The 15,297-nt window shown below is 38.1% G+C and carries 16 protein-coding genes; 8 read left to right on the top strand and 8 right to left on the bottom strand.

The window, feature by feature from the left end; genetic code table 11:
* Positions 1 to 284: 284 nt before the first annotated feature.
* The 3 genes from MKZ14_RS18715 to MKZ14_RS18705 all read right to left on the bottom strand — a co-directional run bounded on the left by MKZ14_RS18715 (position 285) and on the right by MKZ14_RS18705 (position 3,382).
* Positions 285 to 1,871: a catalase gene (locus MKZ14_RS18715; RefSeq protein WP_339280334.1), complete on the bottom strand. Its 1,587-nt coding sequence runs from the start codon at positions 1,869 to 1,871 to the stop codon at positions 285 to 287.
* Positions 1,872 to 2,167: 296 nt separating this feature from the next.
* Complete coding sequence (locus MKZ14_RS18710) at positions 2,168 to 2,677, bottom strand: hypothetical protein (RefSeq protein ID WP_016993723.1); 510 nt, start codon at positions 2,675 to 2,677, stop codon at positions 2,168 to 2,170.
* Between the two features lie 15 nt (positions 2,678 to 2,692).
* Positions 2,693 to 3,382 (bottom strand): phenylalanine--tRNA ligase beta subunit-related protein, encoded by a 690-nt coding sequence (locus tag MKZ14_RS18705; RefSeq protein ID WP_339280333.1) that lies wholly within the window; start codon positions 3,380 to 3,382, stop codon positions 2,693 to 2,695.
* A 59-nt stretch (positions 3,383 to 3,441) separates the two neighbouring features.
* Between MKZ14_RS18705 and queG the strand changes: the two genes are divergently transcribed.
* The gene (gene queG, locus MKZ14_RS18700) at positions 3,442 to 4,572 is read left to right on the top strand and encodes a tRNA epoxyqueuosine(34) reductase QueG (protein ID WP_258859072.1); all 1,131 of its coding nucleotides are present in this window, start codon (positions 3,442 to 3,444) and stop codon (positions 4,570 to 4,572) included.
* A gap of 156 nt (positions 4,573 to 4,728) precedes the next feature.
* Positions 4,729 to 5,202 (top strand): tRNA (uridine(34)/cytosine(34)/5-carboxymethylaminomethyluridine(34)-2'-O)-methyltransferase TrmL, encoded by a 474-nt coding sequence (gene trmL / locus MKZ14_RS18695; protein ID WP_016993721.1) that lies wholly within the window; start codon positions 4,729 to 4,731, stop codon positions 5,200 to 5,202.
* Positions 5,203 to 5,238: 36 nt separating this feature from the next.
* Here trmL and MKZ14_RS18690 read toward each other — a convergent pair whose 3' ends face one another.
* Positions 5,239 to 6,084 carry a VOC family protein gene (locus MKZ14_RS18690; protein WP_339280332.1) on the bottom strand — a complete coding sequence of 282 codons (846 nt, stop codon included), beginning with the start codon at positions 6,082 to 6,084 and terminating at the stop codon, positions 5,239 to 5,241.
* Positions 6,085 to 6,475: 391 nt separating this feature from the next.
* Here MKZ14_RS18690 and MKZ14_RS18685 point away from each other — a divergent pair, with 391 nt between their 5' ends.
* Together MKZ14_RS18685 and MKZ14_RS18680 are read left to right on the top strand one after the other, a co-directional pair.
* A complete protein-coding gene (locus MKZ14_RS18685; protein ID WP_004230831.1) occupies positions 6,476 to 6,646 on the top strand; it encodes a hypothetical protein in 171 nt (56 codons plus the stop codon).
* A gap of 77 nt (positions 6,647 to 6,723) precedes the next feature.
* Positions 6,724 to 7,554, top strand: coding sequence for an aldo/keto reductase (locus tag MKZ14_RS18680; RefSeq protein WP_016992136.1), 831 nt, complete (start codon positions 6,724 to 6,726; stop codon positions 7,552 to 7,554).
* A gap of 42 nt (positions 7,555 to 7,596) precedes the next feature.
* Here the strand turns inward: MKZ14_RS18680 and MKZ14_RS18675 are convergent, their stop codons facing one another.
* Together MKZ14_RS18675 and MKZ14_RS18670 are read right to left on the bottom strand one after the other, a co-directional pair.
* A complete protein-coding gene (locus tag MKZ14_RS18675) occupies positions 7,597 to 8,436 on the bottom strand; it encodes an RluA family pseudouridine synthase (RefSeq protein ID WP_339280331.1) in 840 nt (279 codons plus the stop codon).
* A gap of 54 nt (positions 8,437 to 8,490) precedes the next feature.
* Positions 8,491 to 8,916, bottom strand: coding sequence for a disulfide oxidoreductase (locus MKZ14_RS18670; protein ID WP_016992134.1), 426 nt, complete (start codon positions 8,914 to 8,916; stop codon positions 8,491 to 8,493).
* Between the two features lie 188 nt (positions 8,917 to 9,104).
* Here MKZ14_RS18670 and MKZ14_RS18665 point away from each other — a divergent pair, with 188 nt between their 5' ends.
* Both MKZ14_RS18665 and MKZ14_RS18660 read left to right on the top strand, forming a co-directional pair.
* Positions 9,105 to 10,220 (top strand): GAF domain-containing sensor histidine kinase, encoded by a 1,116-nt coding sequence (locus MKZ14_RS18665; RefSeq protein WP_036075884.1) that lies wholly within the window; start codon positions 9,105 to 9,107, stop codon positions 10,218 to 10,220.
* 12 nt (positions 10,221 to 10,232) lie between these two features.
* The gene (locus tag MKZ14_RS18660; RefSeq protein ID WP_016992133.1) at positions 10,233 to 10,880 is read left to right on the top strand and encodes a response regulator transcription factor; all 648 of its coding nucleotides are present in this window, start codon (positions 10,233 to 10,235) and stop codon (positions 10,878 to 10,880) included.
* Between the two features lie 48 nt (positions 10,881 to 10,928).
* Here the strand turns inward: MKZ14_RS18660 and MKZ14_RS18655 are convergent, their stop codons facing one another.
* Entirely contained in the window at positions 10,929 to 12,050 is a 1,122-nt protein-coding gene (locus MKZ14_RS18655; RefSeq protein WP_016992132.1) for a response regulator, read from the bottom strand.
* A gap of 556 nt (positions 12,051 to 12,606) precedes the next feature.
* Between MKZ14_RS18655 and MKZ14_RS18650 the strand changes: the two genes are divergently transcribed.
* The gene (locus tag MKZ14_RS18650; protein ID WP_333006806.1) at positions 12,607 to 13,533 is read left to right on the top strand and encodes a YafY family protein; all 927 of its coding nucleotides are present in this window, start codon (positions 12,607 to 12,609) and stop codon (positions 13,531 to 13,533) included.
* A 65-nt stretch (positions 13,534 to 13,598) separates the two neighbouring features.
* A complete protein-coding gene (locus tag MKZ14_RS18645; RefSeq protein ID WP_312124345.1) occupies positions 13,599 to 14,336 on the top strand; it encodes an effector binding domain-containing protein in 738 nt (245 codons plus the stop codon).
* 44 nt (positions 14,337 to 14,380) lie between these two features.
* Here the strand turns inward: MKZ14_RS18645 and MKZ14_RS18640 are convergent, their stop codons facing one another.
* Positions 14,381 to 15,256, bottom strand: a complete 876-nt coding sequence (locus MKZ14_RS18640; protein ID WP_312124346.1) for a cation diffusion facilitator family transporter — start codon at positions 15,254 to 15,256, stop codon at positions 14,381 to 14,383.
* Between the last annotated feature and the right edge of the window lie 41 nt (positions 15,257 to 15,297).

Here is a 15,297-nt window from a genome sequence, read left to right as displayed (position 1 = left end):
TGGATTTCCGTTGCAGGCTACTTGCTTTCCTGTGTGAGCGCCGAGCCGCTTCCTCCGCTACCGCTCCGTTTAGAGGCTTGCCTGTCTCGTATCCCACGAGAGGTCTAAATACCGATAATGGGCTATTTGATCTATGAAAAAGTAAAGACCTTTGCAGAATGGTTGATTGGAGCGGAGCCAGCTTCACTCCTAGGAGATTTAGCGTCGCAGATGAGACCCTGGAGCGAACGGAAGTGAGTGAAGCGGCTCAGCGGACGCCCCCTGGATCATTTTTTTTAGCTTCGTTAATAAGGTTCGGCATCGTGTCCTTTCTTCACTGCATCTTGAGGTGCTTGATCACCATTGATATTGCCAAGTGGTTTTGATGCTGAGGAGTCTTTTTGAGCGTTGTGCAAACCTTCCTTCAGTAAGCGACCATATTCTTCATCGGCTTCTTCTGCCAAAGCAATCATGGCGTTTTGAATGTCCTCATGACAGACCGATAGATCACGTATTAAATTTTCAAGAAGTTCATCGCGCTCCCACTGTTCAAAGTTACGATAAGTTTCACCAGCCTGTTTGGTATTACTTTGACGATCAATTGATTCACGAACAAGGTTTCCTTCAACGAATGGTGTATATTCTTTACCAGCCTGTGTTGCTTCCCTTAATCCATTCAACATGGATGGCTCATAATTAATATGTGGATTTTGGCCAGGTGCCAAATCACGCTTATACATCATCTGCCCACCATGTTGATTGGTTGCTACACGTTTTTTCGGTGCATTAATTGGAAGCTGTAAGTAGTTGGCTCCTACACGATGGCGTTGTGTATCAGAATAAGAGAAAGTACGACCTTGCAACATTTTATCATCAGAGAAGTCTAAGCCATCAACAAGTACCCCTGTGCCGAAAGTAGCCTGTTCTACCTCAGCAAAATAATCTTCAGGGTTTTTGTTTAATACCATTTTGCCCACTGGATACCATGGGAATTGATCGTTAGGCCAAAGCTTTGTATCATCCAATGGATCAAAATCAAGCTCAGGGTGTGGACCATCCTCCATAATTTGAACATGTAGCTCCCATTCAGGGAAGTCTTTACGTTCGATGGCATCATATAAATCTTGTGTAGCATGATTGAAATTCTTCTGTTGGATTTCTTCTGCTTCTTTTTGTGTTAAATTTTTAATTCCTTGAAGCGGTTCCCAATGATATTTGACAAGGACTGCCTTGCCTTCACTATTCACCCACTTGTACGTATTAACCCCAGAACCCTGCATCATACGATAATTTGCAGGAATTCCCCATGGAGAGTACACAAATGTTACCATATGGAAGGTTTCTGGTGAGCTAGCACAAAAATCAAAGAAACGTTCAACGTTTTGAATATTAGTAATGGGATCAGGCTTAAAAGCATGAATCATGTCTGGAAATTTCAGCGCATCGCGGATAAAGAAGATTTTTAAATTATTGCCCACCAAATCCCAGTTGCCATCCTCTGTATAAAACTTTACTGCAAAACCACGGGGATCACGTAATGTTTCTGGAGAGTGCCCACCATGGATAACAGTTGAAAAGCGCACAAAGACAGGCGTTTTCTTCCCTTTTTCCTGAAAGACTTTTGCGCGTGTATATTTAGAAATGGGTTCTTTGCCAACAACACCGTAGGATTCAAAATACCCATGTGCTCCAGCACCACGAGCATGCACAACCCGTTCTGGAACTCTCTCTCTGTCAAAGTGGCTCATCTTCTCTAGAAAATCATAATTTTCAAGTGTTGCAGGACCGCGATTACCAACTGTTCTTAAATTTTGATTGTTTGTAATGGGATGTCCCTGTCGATTGGTCAATGTCATATCTTGCTCATGTGTTGAATCATTTTGCTGTGTCATAGTATGACCCCTTTCCTATAGATACTTCCATTTTGTCCTTGAATGGGGCAAACTAGTCATCCAAATTATTCTTTGAGTAAATAAAAAAGCTCTCCATACATAAATGTAGGAGAGCCTTGGATGGCGTTTTCAAATGGAATCAAGTTGTTTTGAGTATGGCCATTGCTTATAGTTGGTCATTAGTCATCGGTCATACAGTAACAGGTAACTTGTTATTGGTTTTTAACTAATTAGCCAAAAAAGCTAGATTTGAAAACAGCACATCCAACTCGGTTTGGAGTCTCACCGCCCCGAGTCTAGAAATAGCGGGAATCGTCAAAATTAATTTGAATACTGTAATTTTTTGAATTGATAAGATTGGATAGTTTATGTGCATCCTTTTCGAGTTGCGTTGCTCGTTCTCGGTATTCATCTGGCTCATACAAAGCGATTTCATATAACATTGTATTTTCGCCATAGCCAAATCTTACACTCTCTTTTTCTCGCATACTGAAATCTTTACACAAATCAGCCTCGGCACGGAGTTGTGTTGCTAGTTCGATGGCTTCTACTAGTGCTAGCTTTTGCCCTTTAAAGTCTACTGTGTTTTGGATGTTTGCTTCGTAAACGAGGCGGTCTAATGTACGAGTATCTAGACGAACTTGGGCTAAGTCAGCTTCAATAAGGGGGAGTGCTCGATTACTTGTTTTAGGGGCTTGTCCCTTTTCAACTGTTACAAAGGCACTGCGATGTAGTTCGTTTACTAGCTCTTGAGTTTTCTTTCCTAAAATACTTTTTAGTTTAACAGCTTCTGCAAGATTAATCACGAAAACACGTCCTTTTTATAGTGTTATAGATGGTACATCATTTGATAAAAGGGCTATTTGATAATGTCCGCCATGAATTTGATTAAACATTTTCCCAGCTGACGCTAGCAGTTCATTCGCTGCATCATTTGTTAAGGAAGGGCGGAAATAAAAAATATGTAACGCATCAGTTGTTTCCTCTGTGACAGCTGTGCGTTTAGAATCAACAAAAGGTGAGCCAAATGCTCCTACCTCATCACGACTATACAGAATATTTTCTAATGTGTTAAAGCGCCCATTCAAACCTTCATAACCAATTTCATCATGACCAAGATCAATTTCTACAAAACCTTTGATTTGAGCGACATCATATAGCCCAATTGGCATTTCATATTGAAGAGAAAAGAAATTATTTAAATCAACACCCGAATGAATTGGTGTTAAATAGTTTTGCTTACTAATTCGACGCATTAAGCTTTCTGCTGAGTGGCGATAACGATTTGGATCAGCACCAAGCTTTTTCCAGACTTGGCGCCATTCCGCAATACCCTCACGCTGTGTGACAGGAAGTTCCTGCATTTCAAGAAAGAGATTTTCTTGATACAATTGCATACGCCCTTTAATCATTTGAGGGGATTCCGCTACAACAATTTTGGTATAATGAATAATGCCGATTTTTAGCTCGGGATGTTGCGTTAATAGAGTTTGGTTAATGGAAATTTCCAATGAACATCACCTACTTTATCTATTTCTAATATTGTACCATGTAAGGAGTTGGAAATAAAATGAACATACACGACCTACAACGTGATTTTGTGGCATATGCGATGTCCATTGGTGTTGATAAAATAGGTTTTACAACTGCAGCTCCCTTTACAGAATTAAAAAACAGATTGCGTCGCCAGCAGGAGCTCGGCTATCAATCAGGATTTGAAGAAAGTGATATTGAAAAGCGTACAGAACCCCTTCAATTACTAGATGAAGCAGAGAGCATTATAGCAATAGCTGTTGCTTACCCTTCACGTATGCAAAATGCACCAATTGGTAAAAAGGGTGCGCGACGTGGAATTTTCTGCCGTGCTTCATGGGGTGTCGATTATCATACAGCATTACGTGAGCGATTAAAGCTATTATCTGCTTGGCTTGAGAAACATGTCGAAGGTGTACGTATTGAATCAATGGTTGATACAGGAGCACTGGTAGATCGTGCGGTAGCTGAACGAGCAGGCATTGGGTGGAGCGGAAAAAATTGCTCAATTATAACGCCTGAATTTGGTTCCTATGTGTATTTAGGAGAGCTTATTACAAATATTCCATTTGCGCCAGATAAGCCAATGGAGGATGAATGTGGAGATTGTCGCCTGTGCTTGGATGTTTGTCCAACAGGAGCATTAATTCAAGGTGGACAATTGGATGCACAGCGCTGTATTGCTTTTCTAACTCAAACGAAGGGAACATTACCAGATGAGTTTCGTAGTCATATCGGTAATCGACTCTATGGCTGTGATACATGCCAGACAGTATGTCCTAAAAATAAAGGGAAAATTAATTGGATACATGAAGAATTTGTGCCAGATCCAGAGCTAGCCAAACCATTATTGACACCGCTTTTAACGATTTCTAATCGAGAATTTAAGGCAAAGTTTGGACATGTTTCAGGCTCATGGCGTGGGAAAAAGCCTATTCAGCGTAATGCCATCTTGGCACTAGCTCATTTTAAAGAGGAAGCCGCCATACCAGATTTGATTGCTCTACTTCATAAAGATGACCGTCCTGTCATTCGAGGCACAGCAGCATGGGCTTTAGGTAAGATTGGCGGGGATACAGCACAAACTGCCTTACATGAAGCAGAAGCTACAGAGCAGGACGAAGAGGTGCTAAGTGAAATTTATAAAGGTTTGCAGTTTTTTAAGTAACATTGGATGTAGAAGCAAATGACTAACTAATGTAGGGATGAAATCAATTGCTTGGAGTTCCTTGATTGAGAGCGGAGCCGCTCCAAAAGAATAAGCCTTCGTTAATTTTTTAAAGAGCCAACTTAAAGAATTTTTTAATAAGGGAAGTGTGTCGTTATGCCATTGCATATCGTTTTATATCAACCAGAAATACCAGCTAATACGGGGAATATTGCCCGTACCTGTGCGGGTACTAATACATCGCTCCATTTAATTCGTCCGCTAGGTTTTTCAACGGATGATAAAATGCTGAAACGGGCGGGCTTAGATTATTGGCATAGTGTAAATATTGTCTATCATGATTCACTTGAGGATTTTATAGCGTACTCTAAAAATGGAGATGTTTATTTAATCGAAACATACAGTGATGAGCCATTTACGAAAAATGATTTTAGTGATCAAGATCGTGATATTTATTTTATGTTTGGAAAAGAAACTACGGGTCTGCCGAAGGACTTTGCTTATGAACGCCGAGATATGTGTTTACGTATTCCACAAAGTGATCATGTGCGTTCACTTAATCTGTCCAATACGGCTGCGATTGTTATTTATGAGGCATTACGTCAACAAGGATATCCAGGTTTACATTAAAAAGCAGTTCTCCGCTGAGAGAACTGCTTTTTTATACTAAAACTTTAATAACACAACATTCCCCGCAGGATCCTCTGTTTGAAACCCTCCGACGATTTCTGTAACTGGTGCGCCTATACCACGAAGATTATTTTTCATCGTTGCCGCTTGTTCTTCGTTATCTAAACGCAATGAGAACGTTTTTAAGCCAACTTGATTTTTTCCAAGCCTTGGTGCATTCTCTGAGTGCCAAGTATTTAAACCGATATGATGATGGTAACGGCCTGTAGAAATAAATAATGCTTGGGACCCGTAGCGTGTGACAATATCATATCCTAATCCCTTTGTATAAAATTGCTCTGCTTCAGCCAAGTTAGAGACCGATAAATGAATATGGCCCATTACTGTGCCAGCAGGTAGACCAAGCCAGTTTCCATCTCCCTCTTCTAAAATAGAACGAATATTGAGTGGTTCTGTCACCATATGCACCTGATTGTTATGCCATGCCCATTCACTTTCAGGACGATCGGCATAAATCTCGATTCCATTATGATCAGGATCATTTAAATAGAGTGCTTCACTTACAGCATGGTCAGAAGCCCCAAGGTACACACCTTTTTCTTGAAAATGAGAAATGACATTAGCTAAGTCACGTCGACTAGGTAATAATAGGGCGAAATGATAAAGTCCTGTCGTCATGCTAAGCTTATCTTCCACGGTTTTAGGCTGAACAATAGTTAATAGAGCTGTTTCACCATCGGCAGTTAACATAGCTTTATGTGAATCTTGGTGTAACACGTTAAAGCCAATAATTTCTTGATAAAAGGTTAGAGAGCGTTGTAAATCACTCACTTTAATCTCAACATTCGTTACATACGTGTTAGGTTTTTCATGAAAATGCATTTAGAATTCCTCCAGATAGTTATCTTTTTTCATTAAGTTACTTTATGTAAGTTAGTTTATTTTAAAAATAAAGGAAAGTCAAGTATTTCTATTGTTCCACAAAAAAAGAAAATCACTAAGCTTTTCTAAAAGCTTAGTGATTTTCTTGAGATATTATTTGTCAGCTTTGTAGTCGCCTTCGTATCCAGCAGTGAAAATAGCTGTTAAGAAAGCAACTGTTACACCAATGATTAATAATAATTTCATGGAAGTAACCCTCCTCATGTTATAAAGAAATCTCTTTTTAGTATAGCCTATCTACTTAAAAAATGAAACGACATAGCAGAATAAAATATGTCAGAAATGGTTCAAACAGCTTGATATCGGGAAAACTAAAAGTGAGGTGATCAGTATGGAAAAAAAGGTGCCAAATATTGAAAATGGGACAATGGTGAGAGATATGAAGGAATTAAAAGATTTGGGCAAGCAGATGGAGCATTTACGTGATGGGCTAGAGCTTGCAGAGGATGAGCGCATCGCTGATCCAATTCAATTGGAAGATGTTGAACAGAAGAAAAAATAGTATTAACTAGCCGCTTTATTTTTCTTAAATCCAATTTTTTGTATAATGGTACTAGGAAAAGAAAGGGGTTGTGCTTTTTGAATTTACAATCAACGAAAACATTATCAAATGGTGTAGAAATGCCTCGTTTTGGCTTAGGTGTTTACAAAATGACAGAACGTGAGGAAACATTACAGGCTATTGATAAAGCCCTTCAATACGGTTATCGAGCTATTGATACAGCTTCCTTATATGGTAATGAGGTAGAAGTAGGAGAAGCTATTCGGCATTCAGGCATTCGTCGTGAAGATATTTTTGTTACAACAAAAGTATGGAATAATGACCAAGGATATGATGCAACATTACGTGCCTTTGAGGTTTCGCTAAAAAATTTAAATATGGATTACTTAGATTTATATTTAACTCATTGGGCTGTCCCTGAAACATTTGAAGAAACATATCGAGCTATTGAACGCCTTTACGATGAAAAGTTAATTCGCGCAACAGGAGTATCGAATCATCATGAGCATCATTTAGAAAAAATATTGGCAAAGGCAAATACTGCGCCAATGGTCAATCAAGTGGAGATACATCCCTATTTACAGCAGCAGCCATTAAGCGAATTTTGTAGTGAACACCAAATTGCTGTTACTGCATGGTCTCCACTAGGGCGTGGTGGCGTACTTGCCGATCCTACTATTATTGAAATTGGGAAAGAAATCAATAAAACCCCTGCTCAAGTAGTGCTGCGTTGGCATTTACAAAATGATACACTCGTTATTCCAAAATCTGTAACACCGAGCCGGATTGAGGAAAATGCACAAATTTTTGATTTTGAATTAACACAAGAACAAATGAAGAAAATGGCAACATTAAATCGTAACCAACGATTTGGACAAGATCCTGATCATTTTAAATTTGATTTTTAAAAAATGATTAAATCCCGCTCTCCAATAGAGGCGGGATTTTTCTTATTGCTCGTCCTTGACGATAATACGTTTATTTAAAAAAGGATGGTCAAATTCTAATTGAATGGCATGTAGTTCGTAGTCATCACTTACTGTTTCTCGTGCACCATACATTGTATCCCCAATAATTGGATGGCCAATATAGGCTAAATGCACACGGATCTGATGTGTTCGCCCAGTCTCAAGTATGAGATGAACGACACAGGAATTTTTGTAACGCGCCACCACTTCATAGTGTGTTACAGCATGCTGTCCAGTTTTGGACACAACACGTCTTGTGGCATGGTGTCGGTCTTTGCCAATTGGTTCAGCAATCGTTCCAGAAGACGTTCGTAAGTTACCTTGCACCTCTGCTGCATACGTACGAATAATGGTTTTTTCCTCAATCATTCGATCGAAAATGGACTTTGCTAAAGGGTGCTTTGCTACTAGTAATAAGCCCTGTGTCCCTTTATCAAGACGATGAACATGTTCAGCATAAATGCCACCTTGTTCTTTGATATGTGCCATGACATGGTTCATACATGTATGTGTATCTCGAGCATCATTAGGATGTGTTGCCATACCTTTTGGCTTTGATACGATTAAACAATGGTCGTCCTCATAGACTACATCAATAGCACATACAGGTGTTGGTTTGTAGCTAGATGTTGGAACAGGAAACGTAAATTTGATTATTGTTCCAGCTTGTAAAGGTGTATTCCATTGAATCAGCTCATCATTTGCCAATGTGATGGCTTTGGCCATACGCAATTCATGTACGAGCTTTTTACCAAGTCGCCACTGGTTACGTAGCAATTCTTCCACACTTAAGTTATCTTCAGCGATTTCATAATGAAACATAGATCTTCCTCCGTAGAAAAAACCGTATTCCAAAGGTAGAACACGGTCTTTCGATTATTTTGCAGCTTTAGCAGCTTTAATTAAATAAAAGCTTGCCCCTGCGATTAAAATAAATGCAGTTAATGCTAAAAACGGAATAGTAATAAAGCCTAACCAGTTAATGTATTGTCCTGTACAGGAAACTGCGCCACAGGAAGGAGCATTTTCAGCTAAAAAGCTAAGCTTTTGAATTCCATAATGGTAAAGTGAAATACAGCCGCCAATCACAGAAAAGACAGCTGTTGTGACAGCAATACGCGCATTTTTTTGAATAAATGCTACTGTCGTCATAATAACAATTGGATACATAAAAATACGTTGAATCCAACATAATTTACAAGGTTCATAATGACGAATTTCAGAAAAATATAATGAACCTAATGTTGCTATAGCAGAAACAATCCAAATAAATAATAAGCCATTTTCCTCTTTTTTAGACATATCCAATCTTCCCTTCATAAAACCATGTCCTTGTTCGATTATAGTGGTTCTAGTTTTATATGTAAATCAACTTACACAAAATAAGGTATGCGATGAATTTCAGTCTAAAGTATGAACGGTGGAAGCAGACGCCTTCAATAGCTTAATGGTATCATTAACAATAGTAATGCTAAAGAAGAGGTGTTTTCGTGAGGGAGAATGAGCATTCCAATATCAGTATTTTAAAAGAAATTGCTGAACTATTAAATGAAGAAACTGAAATTGTCACAATGCTAAAGGGTGCACTCATTAAATTTTTAAATGGCACAAATTTTGAAACAGGCTGGATTTTTTTTATTGATGCAAAGGGGCGCTCAGAACTTGTTGTCCATGAAAATTTACCAGAGGCATTGGAATATAACAATTGCCATTATTTAAAAAAGGGTGGTTGTTGGTGTGTATCGCGTTATCGTAATGAAGAGCTAAAAAAAGCCTCTAATATTATCGAGTGTCAGCGTATTGAAAGTGCCATAGCCGCTAATGTTGGGGATCATGAAGGAATCACACATCATGCGACAGTACCTCTTCAATCTGGACAAGAACGTTTTGGGGTATTAAATGTCGCATCTAAGGATACAGTGCGCTTTTCAGAGGAGGAGCTTGCTTTATTAGAATCAGTTGCCTTTCAGATGGGTTCAGCTATTAAGCGAATTTTACTGACAAAACAGGAGCAGGAAATGGCACTTGTGAAGGAGCGTAATCGTCTAGCTCGTGATTTACACGATTCAGTCAATCAACTACTATTCTCAGTTACGTTAACTGCCAGAGCTGGTATTGAAATGACGGATGATTGTGAAGTGAAAGAAACGTTTAAAGAGATTCAGCATTTAACACAAGACGCACTTACAGAGATGCGTGCGCTAATTTGGCAATTGCGGCCTAAAGGGTTAGAAAATGGTTTGCTTGAGGCCATTAAAGTATATGCCGAAATGCTTGGCTTAAAACTACATGTAACAGTTTCAGGCGTATTGCAATTTCCCTCACGCATTGAAGAAACATTATTTCGTGTAGCTCAAGAGGCGTTAAATAATGTACGTCGCCATGCAGGTGTATTAGAGGCAGCATTGTATATTACTGTTACATCGACAGATATTTTGTTGGTTATTCGTGATGAGGGACGAGGCTTTGTCATTGACAACAATACAAAGTTGCTTTCAATGGGCTTACAATCTATTAAGGATCGTGCAAAATCAGTGGGTGGAACTGCCGACTGGGTAAGTGAAATTGGTAAAGGTACGGAGTTGCTAATCCGCTTGCCATATTAAGGGGGAGAGGACATGATACGTGTATTAATTGCAGACGATCATCACGTGGTGCGTAGAGGACTACTGTTTTTCTTAAAGACACAAAAGGATATTGAAGTTGTTGGAGAGGCAAAAAATGGGCACGAGGCTGTAGCACTAGCTGAAAGCATCCAACCAGATATTATCTTAATGGATTTAGTAATGCCTGAAATGGATGGCATACAGGCGACGAGACGCATCAAAGCGAAGTTTCCGCAAATAGAAATTTTAATGCTTACTAGCTTTTCTGATCGAGATCATGTGATTCCAGCTATGGAGGCAGGAGCGGCAGGCTATCAGTTAAAAGATATTGAGCCAGATGAATTGGTTTTATCCATTCGTCGTATTATGCGTGGCGAAAACACCTTGCATCCTGAAGCAACGACCACGCTTGAAATGGATCGCCAGGAGTCACAGAATGCACCTCATTTATTAAATCCGCTGACACCTCGTGAACAGGATGTGCTAGCAGAACTTACAAAAGGAAAGAGTAATCGGGAAATTGCATCCTCACTCTTTGTCACAGAAAAAACGGTGAAAACCCATATTTCAAATATTTTTACAAAGCTACAAGTCCAAGACCGTACCCAGGCAGCGCTGTATGCTGTTAAGCACGGGCTAACTGAGGGTAGCGGTATGTAAAAAAACGGCGAGCTTCTACTCACATAGTAGCACTCGCCGTTTTTTACATTATTTATGTTGAGCAAATAATTTTTTGGATATCTCTAATAATGTAGAGCTTGGTGATAGTGCTAAATCTTCCTCTAGTTTTTGCTTATATGTTTGGAAAATTTTGAGCGCCTGTTCATGAAGTCCTGCCTGTATTAACGTATATAAATAGTGCTCAAGCTTTTGTTCATTATAGGGATCATATTCTATTAATGCATGTAAAAATTCCATAGCTCTTTCCGTATCTGAAAAAATCGTTGTTTGAAACCCTTTTTCTAATAGCTCTATGTATGATTTCATTAATTTATCTTTATAGGCAGTTGCCCATTCATAATCATCAAAAACAAATAAGCCATTCTTATAAATTGAAAGACATTGATTAATCAAAGAAATAGAGGGAATTTCGAGTCGTGAAAAATCTTCATGAAGTTTTTGAAAGTCGTATAAATCACATACAATATTTGGCTTTTCGAAGATATAGTATTTATTTGAAAAGACAATACAGTTTTCATAGCCAATTGTATTTAGCGTTTTCCTTAAATAAGATAGAGCTGTATGAAGATTTGATTTGGCTCGTACATAATCTAAATCTGGCCATAGAATTTCAATTAAATAATCTCGATGAATTGGTATATTTGGATGCAAAATAAAATAAGCAAACAATTCTTTCGTCTTTTCTGTTTTAAACGCCACTAAACTATTGTTACTATAGACGGCAAATTGATTGAAGCATTGGACATTTAATACAGTTTGTGAAGCCTGTTGAAGCATTTGCTGAATAGAAAATTCATGCTCAATACGTGCTACTGTTTTTTCTAAACGTGCATGACTAATAGGCTTTAATACATAGTCGAGACTGCCAATTTCATAGGCTTGTAATGCAAATTCATGATAGGCGGTAATGAAAATAACACTGACTTGTGGACGCTCGGTTTTGATAATATCAGCAACCTCAAGTCCTGATAATTCTTGAAGTTTTACCTCTAAAAAGATAGCCTCAAACTCCATAGATGGCAGTTCATTCAGAAATACTTCTACGCTTGTAAAGGTTTGAATCACCTGTATTTGTTGAAAGGCATGTAGTTTATTTTGAAAATAGTGTAAAGCTAAAGGTTCATTGTCTATTAAAACGGCTCGAATCACATCAAACTCTCCTTTATACAATTAAATTAAAAACATTAAACTCTAGTTCATTTTGGGTGAAGAGGCTTCCTATATATAGTGAAGGGCAAGAAAAGTGAAAATCACTCAACTTTTCTATTAAAAATTTGATACTAGAAAAAAGCAATTTATGTGGTAGTTCTTTCACGGGTGAGAGTCAATGAATCCTGATATGTGTTGTCATATCTTGTCAAATCCATTCAAAGAAAGTTCGCCGTTCATTATATAGAAGATAAAAGTTTTTTATGTTGTGTTAAGAGAATTGAAATAATTGTTTAGGCGTTAAAATCAAACTATTCTTATACAAAAATGAAACAACATAGTATTGGGAATATAAGATGTATAGGAGTAAAAGCCTTGTTTTTTCTTTTATTGTTAAAATAGTATAATTGTTGTAACAATAATTAGGCGTTATTATAGTACATTTGTCTTAAAAAATACTCAAAAAGTACTTAAAAAATACTTAAAAAGATAGGTTGTTAATTAAAATAGAAGGTATATATAGGAATAATGGGATAGCATGAAAGGAGATTTTACCATGAAATTAGAGCGTCTTCTCACAATGACAATGACTTTAATCAACCGAAAAAAAGTTAAGGCACAAGAATTAGCAGAGCTATTTAATGTGTCAATTCGTACAATTTATCGAGATATTGAAACACTGAGCTGTGCTGGTGTACCTGTTATTAGTCAGCAAGGCGTAAACGGTGGCATTAGTTTAATCGATGGCTATCGTGTTGATAAACAAGTGTTGACGAAGGATGAGCTCACATCACTTTCTATCGCGATTAAAAGTGCTTTGACTACCTATGAAGATTCCCACGCTGAAGCAGTGCTTGAGAAAATAACGAGTATTGCGGATGATCATGTAAAACAATCGATGGACCATCTATTCGTGGATCTTAGTCCATGGGGACCAAACGCTCTCTTTAAAGAGCATATTACGACGCTCAAGACAGCAATACAGAGTAAGCGTTGTATAAGGTTTCATTATTCTACTACTTATGGTGAGCAAACAAGCAGAATAGTCGAACCACATACAATTGTTCAAAAAGGGAAGATATGGTATTTGTATGGCTATTGTACATTAAGAAAGGACTTTCGTTTATTTAAGCTTGCGAGAATGAAACATTTGCTTCAAGTTGATTCTACCTTTGAGCGTAAGGAAGTGAATTTAAGTGAACTCCCTTGGGGTAAAGAATGGCATCAACCGCAAAACGTAGTCGATTTAGTCATTTCTTTTGATAAAGACATTACAACATTGGTGGAGGAATCCTTTGGTGCAGAGCATATAGACCATGAACGATCCATGATTTATATATCTATACCCGAAGATGAATGGCTTTATGGCTTCTTGTTAAGCTTTGGGCATCGCATTAAAATTATGGAACCACCTTATATAAGAGATATAATCCAAAATCGAGCTTTAGAAATTGTTCAATTATATAAAAATCTAGATAATTGATGACAGACAGTTGTCAGGTTTCCTTTGCTATAGTAAGTACAAATAAAGTGAAAGGTGGAATGACGATGCAAAGCTATTGTCAAAGCTGTGGTATGCCTTTAGTAGAAGAGGCATTATTGGGTACTGAAAAAGAAGGAGACAAAAGTCTGGAGTATTGTATATATTGTTACGAGGGAGGCAAGTTTAAACAACCCCAGTTAACAGTAGAAGGAATGATCGAAATTTGTGTACCACATCTTAAGGACGGCGGTATGCCGGAAAACGAAGCACGTAATATGTTGACTTCCTTTTTACCAAGTTTGAAGCGATGGAGAAAAAGTGAGGGGAAGGAACCAAAAGTAGTTGAATTAACCGCATTTAACATCGTAGGTATTTCAACTCAAACAAGTAATGCAAATGAAATAACAGAGCATGCTAAAATTCCACAATTATGGGATCACTTTTATCAGCAAAATATTGCGGGCCAAATAGCCGAACGAAAAAATGGTCATGTCTTTGGTTTGTATTCAGACTATGAGACGGATATGAATGGTAATTATACTCTTACACTAGGAGTAGAGGTAAATAATGATGACATTCCAACTGATTTAGTAGTTAAAATGATTCCAGCAGCTAAGTATCTAGTATTTACATCAGATAAAGGCACGATGCCTGAAGTTGTCATCCAAACCTGGCAAGAGATTTGGGCATGGTTTGCAAATTCTAAAGTTGAACGAACATATACAGGCGACTTTGAACTGTATGATGAACGATGCGCTAATCCACATGAATCGCAAGTGGATATTTATATAGCTATTAAATAAAAAAAGTCTCTTACCATTCAATTGGTAGGAGACTTATCTTCGTTTTATTGAGAAATTATATGTGGCTCAATATGCACAAGAACCTGACAAAAGCGATTTTCACGCATAATGGTATGTTCGATTTCTTCGGTTATGCGATGACTTTCAAAGACATTTAAATAAGGATCCACTGTAACAGTTACGTCGATGAAGTACATATTGCCATGTGCACGTCCTTTAAAATCTAAAAGCTCTATCACTCCGTCCACGTTACGGATTAACACCGATAACGTTTCAACTTCATCAATATCAAATGCATCTGTAAGATTTTGAACAGCTTCCCAAAAAATTTCTACTGCTGTTTTAATAATTAAAAAGGCAACAATGAGAGCTGTAAGTGAATCAATGATCGGAAAGCCGAAAATGGCTCCAAAAATACCAATGGCTGTACCTATACTGACAAGTGCATCAGAGCGATTGTCAAAGGCAGCTGCTTTAACAGCGGCACTTTTTATTTTTTTAGATAGTGCTAAATTATAGCGGTAAACCACATACATCACAACTGCACTACCTATTGCTACATAGGCAGTTAACAGTGAAGGTGTTGTACCAGTGGGCTCCCACAAGCTTTTTAGTGAACTAACTAATACTTGGAGACCAACAACAAGCATAATGAACGATGCTACTAAAGAAGCAACAGTCTCAGCACGTAAATGTCCGTATTGGTGGTTGGAATCAGGTGGTCTTTGGGCAATGCGTAAACCAATCAGTACCGCGATGGATGCAATGATATCAGTGGTGTTGTTTAAACCATCTGCCTTCAGTGCCTCTGATGTACCAATATAGCCTATTGTAAGCTTAGCAGAGCTTAGGATTAGATATGTACCAATGGATAGCCATGCACCTTTTTCCCCTTGACGTAAATTTGTATAGAGCTCCATTTTGTTTCCTCCTCGCAAAACTTTCGGACATTAGAAAACGA

It is taken from the genome of Lysinibacillus sp. FSL P2-0066, assembly GCF_037969495.1.
Classification (GTDB): Bacteria; Bacillota; Bacilli; order Bacillales_A; family Planococcaceae; genus Lysinibacillus; species Lysinibacillus boronitolerans.
The sequence above is the reverse complement of the archived record's forward strand: the minus strand, read 5'-3'. Positions and strand labels throughout refer to the sequence as shown.

What these genes read in the sequence shown, in the direction of transcription:
- MKZ14_RS18650 (WP_333006806.1), top strand. Translation starts at nt 12,607, where the DNA reads ATGAAATTAGAGCGTCTTCTCACAATGACAATGACTTTAATCAACCGA.
- trmL (WP_016993721.1), top strand. Translation starts at nt 4,729, where the DNA reads ATGCCATTGCATATCGTTTTATATCAACCAGAAATACCAGCTAATACG.
- MKZ14_RS18645 (WP_312124345.1), top strand. Translation starts at nt 13,599, where the DNA reads ATGCAAAGCTATTGTCAAAGCTGTGGTATGCCTTTAGTAGAAGAGGCA.
- MKZ14_RS18690 (WP_339280332.1), bottom strand. Translation starts at nt 6,084, where the DNA reads ATGCATTTTCATGAAAAACCTAACACGTATGTAACGAATGTTGAGATT.
- MKZ14_RS18670 (WP_016992134.1), bottom strand. Translation starts at nt 8,916, where the DNA reads ATGTCTAAAAAAGAGGAAAATGGCTTATTATTTATTTGGATTGTTTCT.
- MKZ14_RS18660 (WP_016992133.1), top strand. Translation starts at nt 10,233, where the DNA reads ATGATACGTGTATTAATTGCAGACGATCATCACGTGGTGCGTAGAGGA.
- MKZ14_RS18640 (WP_312124346.1), bottom strand. Translation starts at nt 15,256, where the DNA reads ATGGAGCTCTATACAAATTTACGTCAAGGGGAAAAAGGTGCATGGCTA.
- queG (WP_258859072.1), top strand. Translation starts at nt 3,442, where the DNA reads ATGAACATACACGACCTACAACGTGATTTTGTGGCATATGCGATGTCC.
- MKZ14_RS18715 (WP_339280334.1), bottom strand. Translation starts at nt 1,871, where the DNA reads ATGACACAGCAAAATGATTCAACACATGAGCAAGATATGACATTGACC.
- MKZ14_RS18675 (WP_339280331.1), bottom strand. Translation starts at nt 8,436, where the DNA reads ATGTTTCATTATGAAATCGCTGAAGATAACTTAAGTGTGGAAGAATTG.
- MKZ14_RS18685 (WP_004230831.1), top strand. Translation starts at nt 6,476, where the DNA reads ATGGAAAAAAAGGTGCCAAATATTGAAAATGGGACAATGGTGAGAGAT.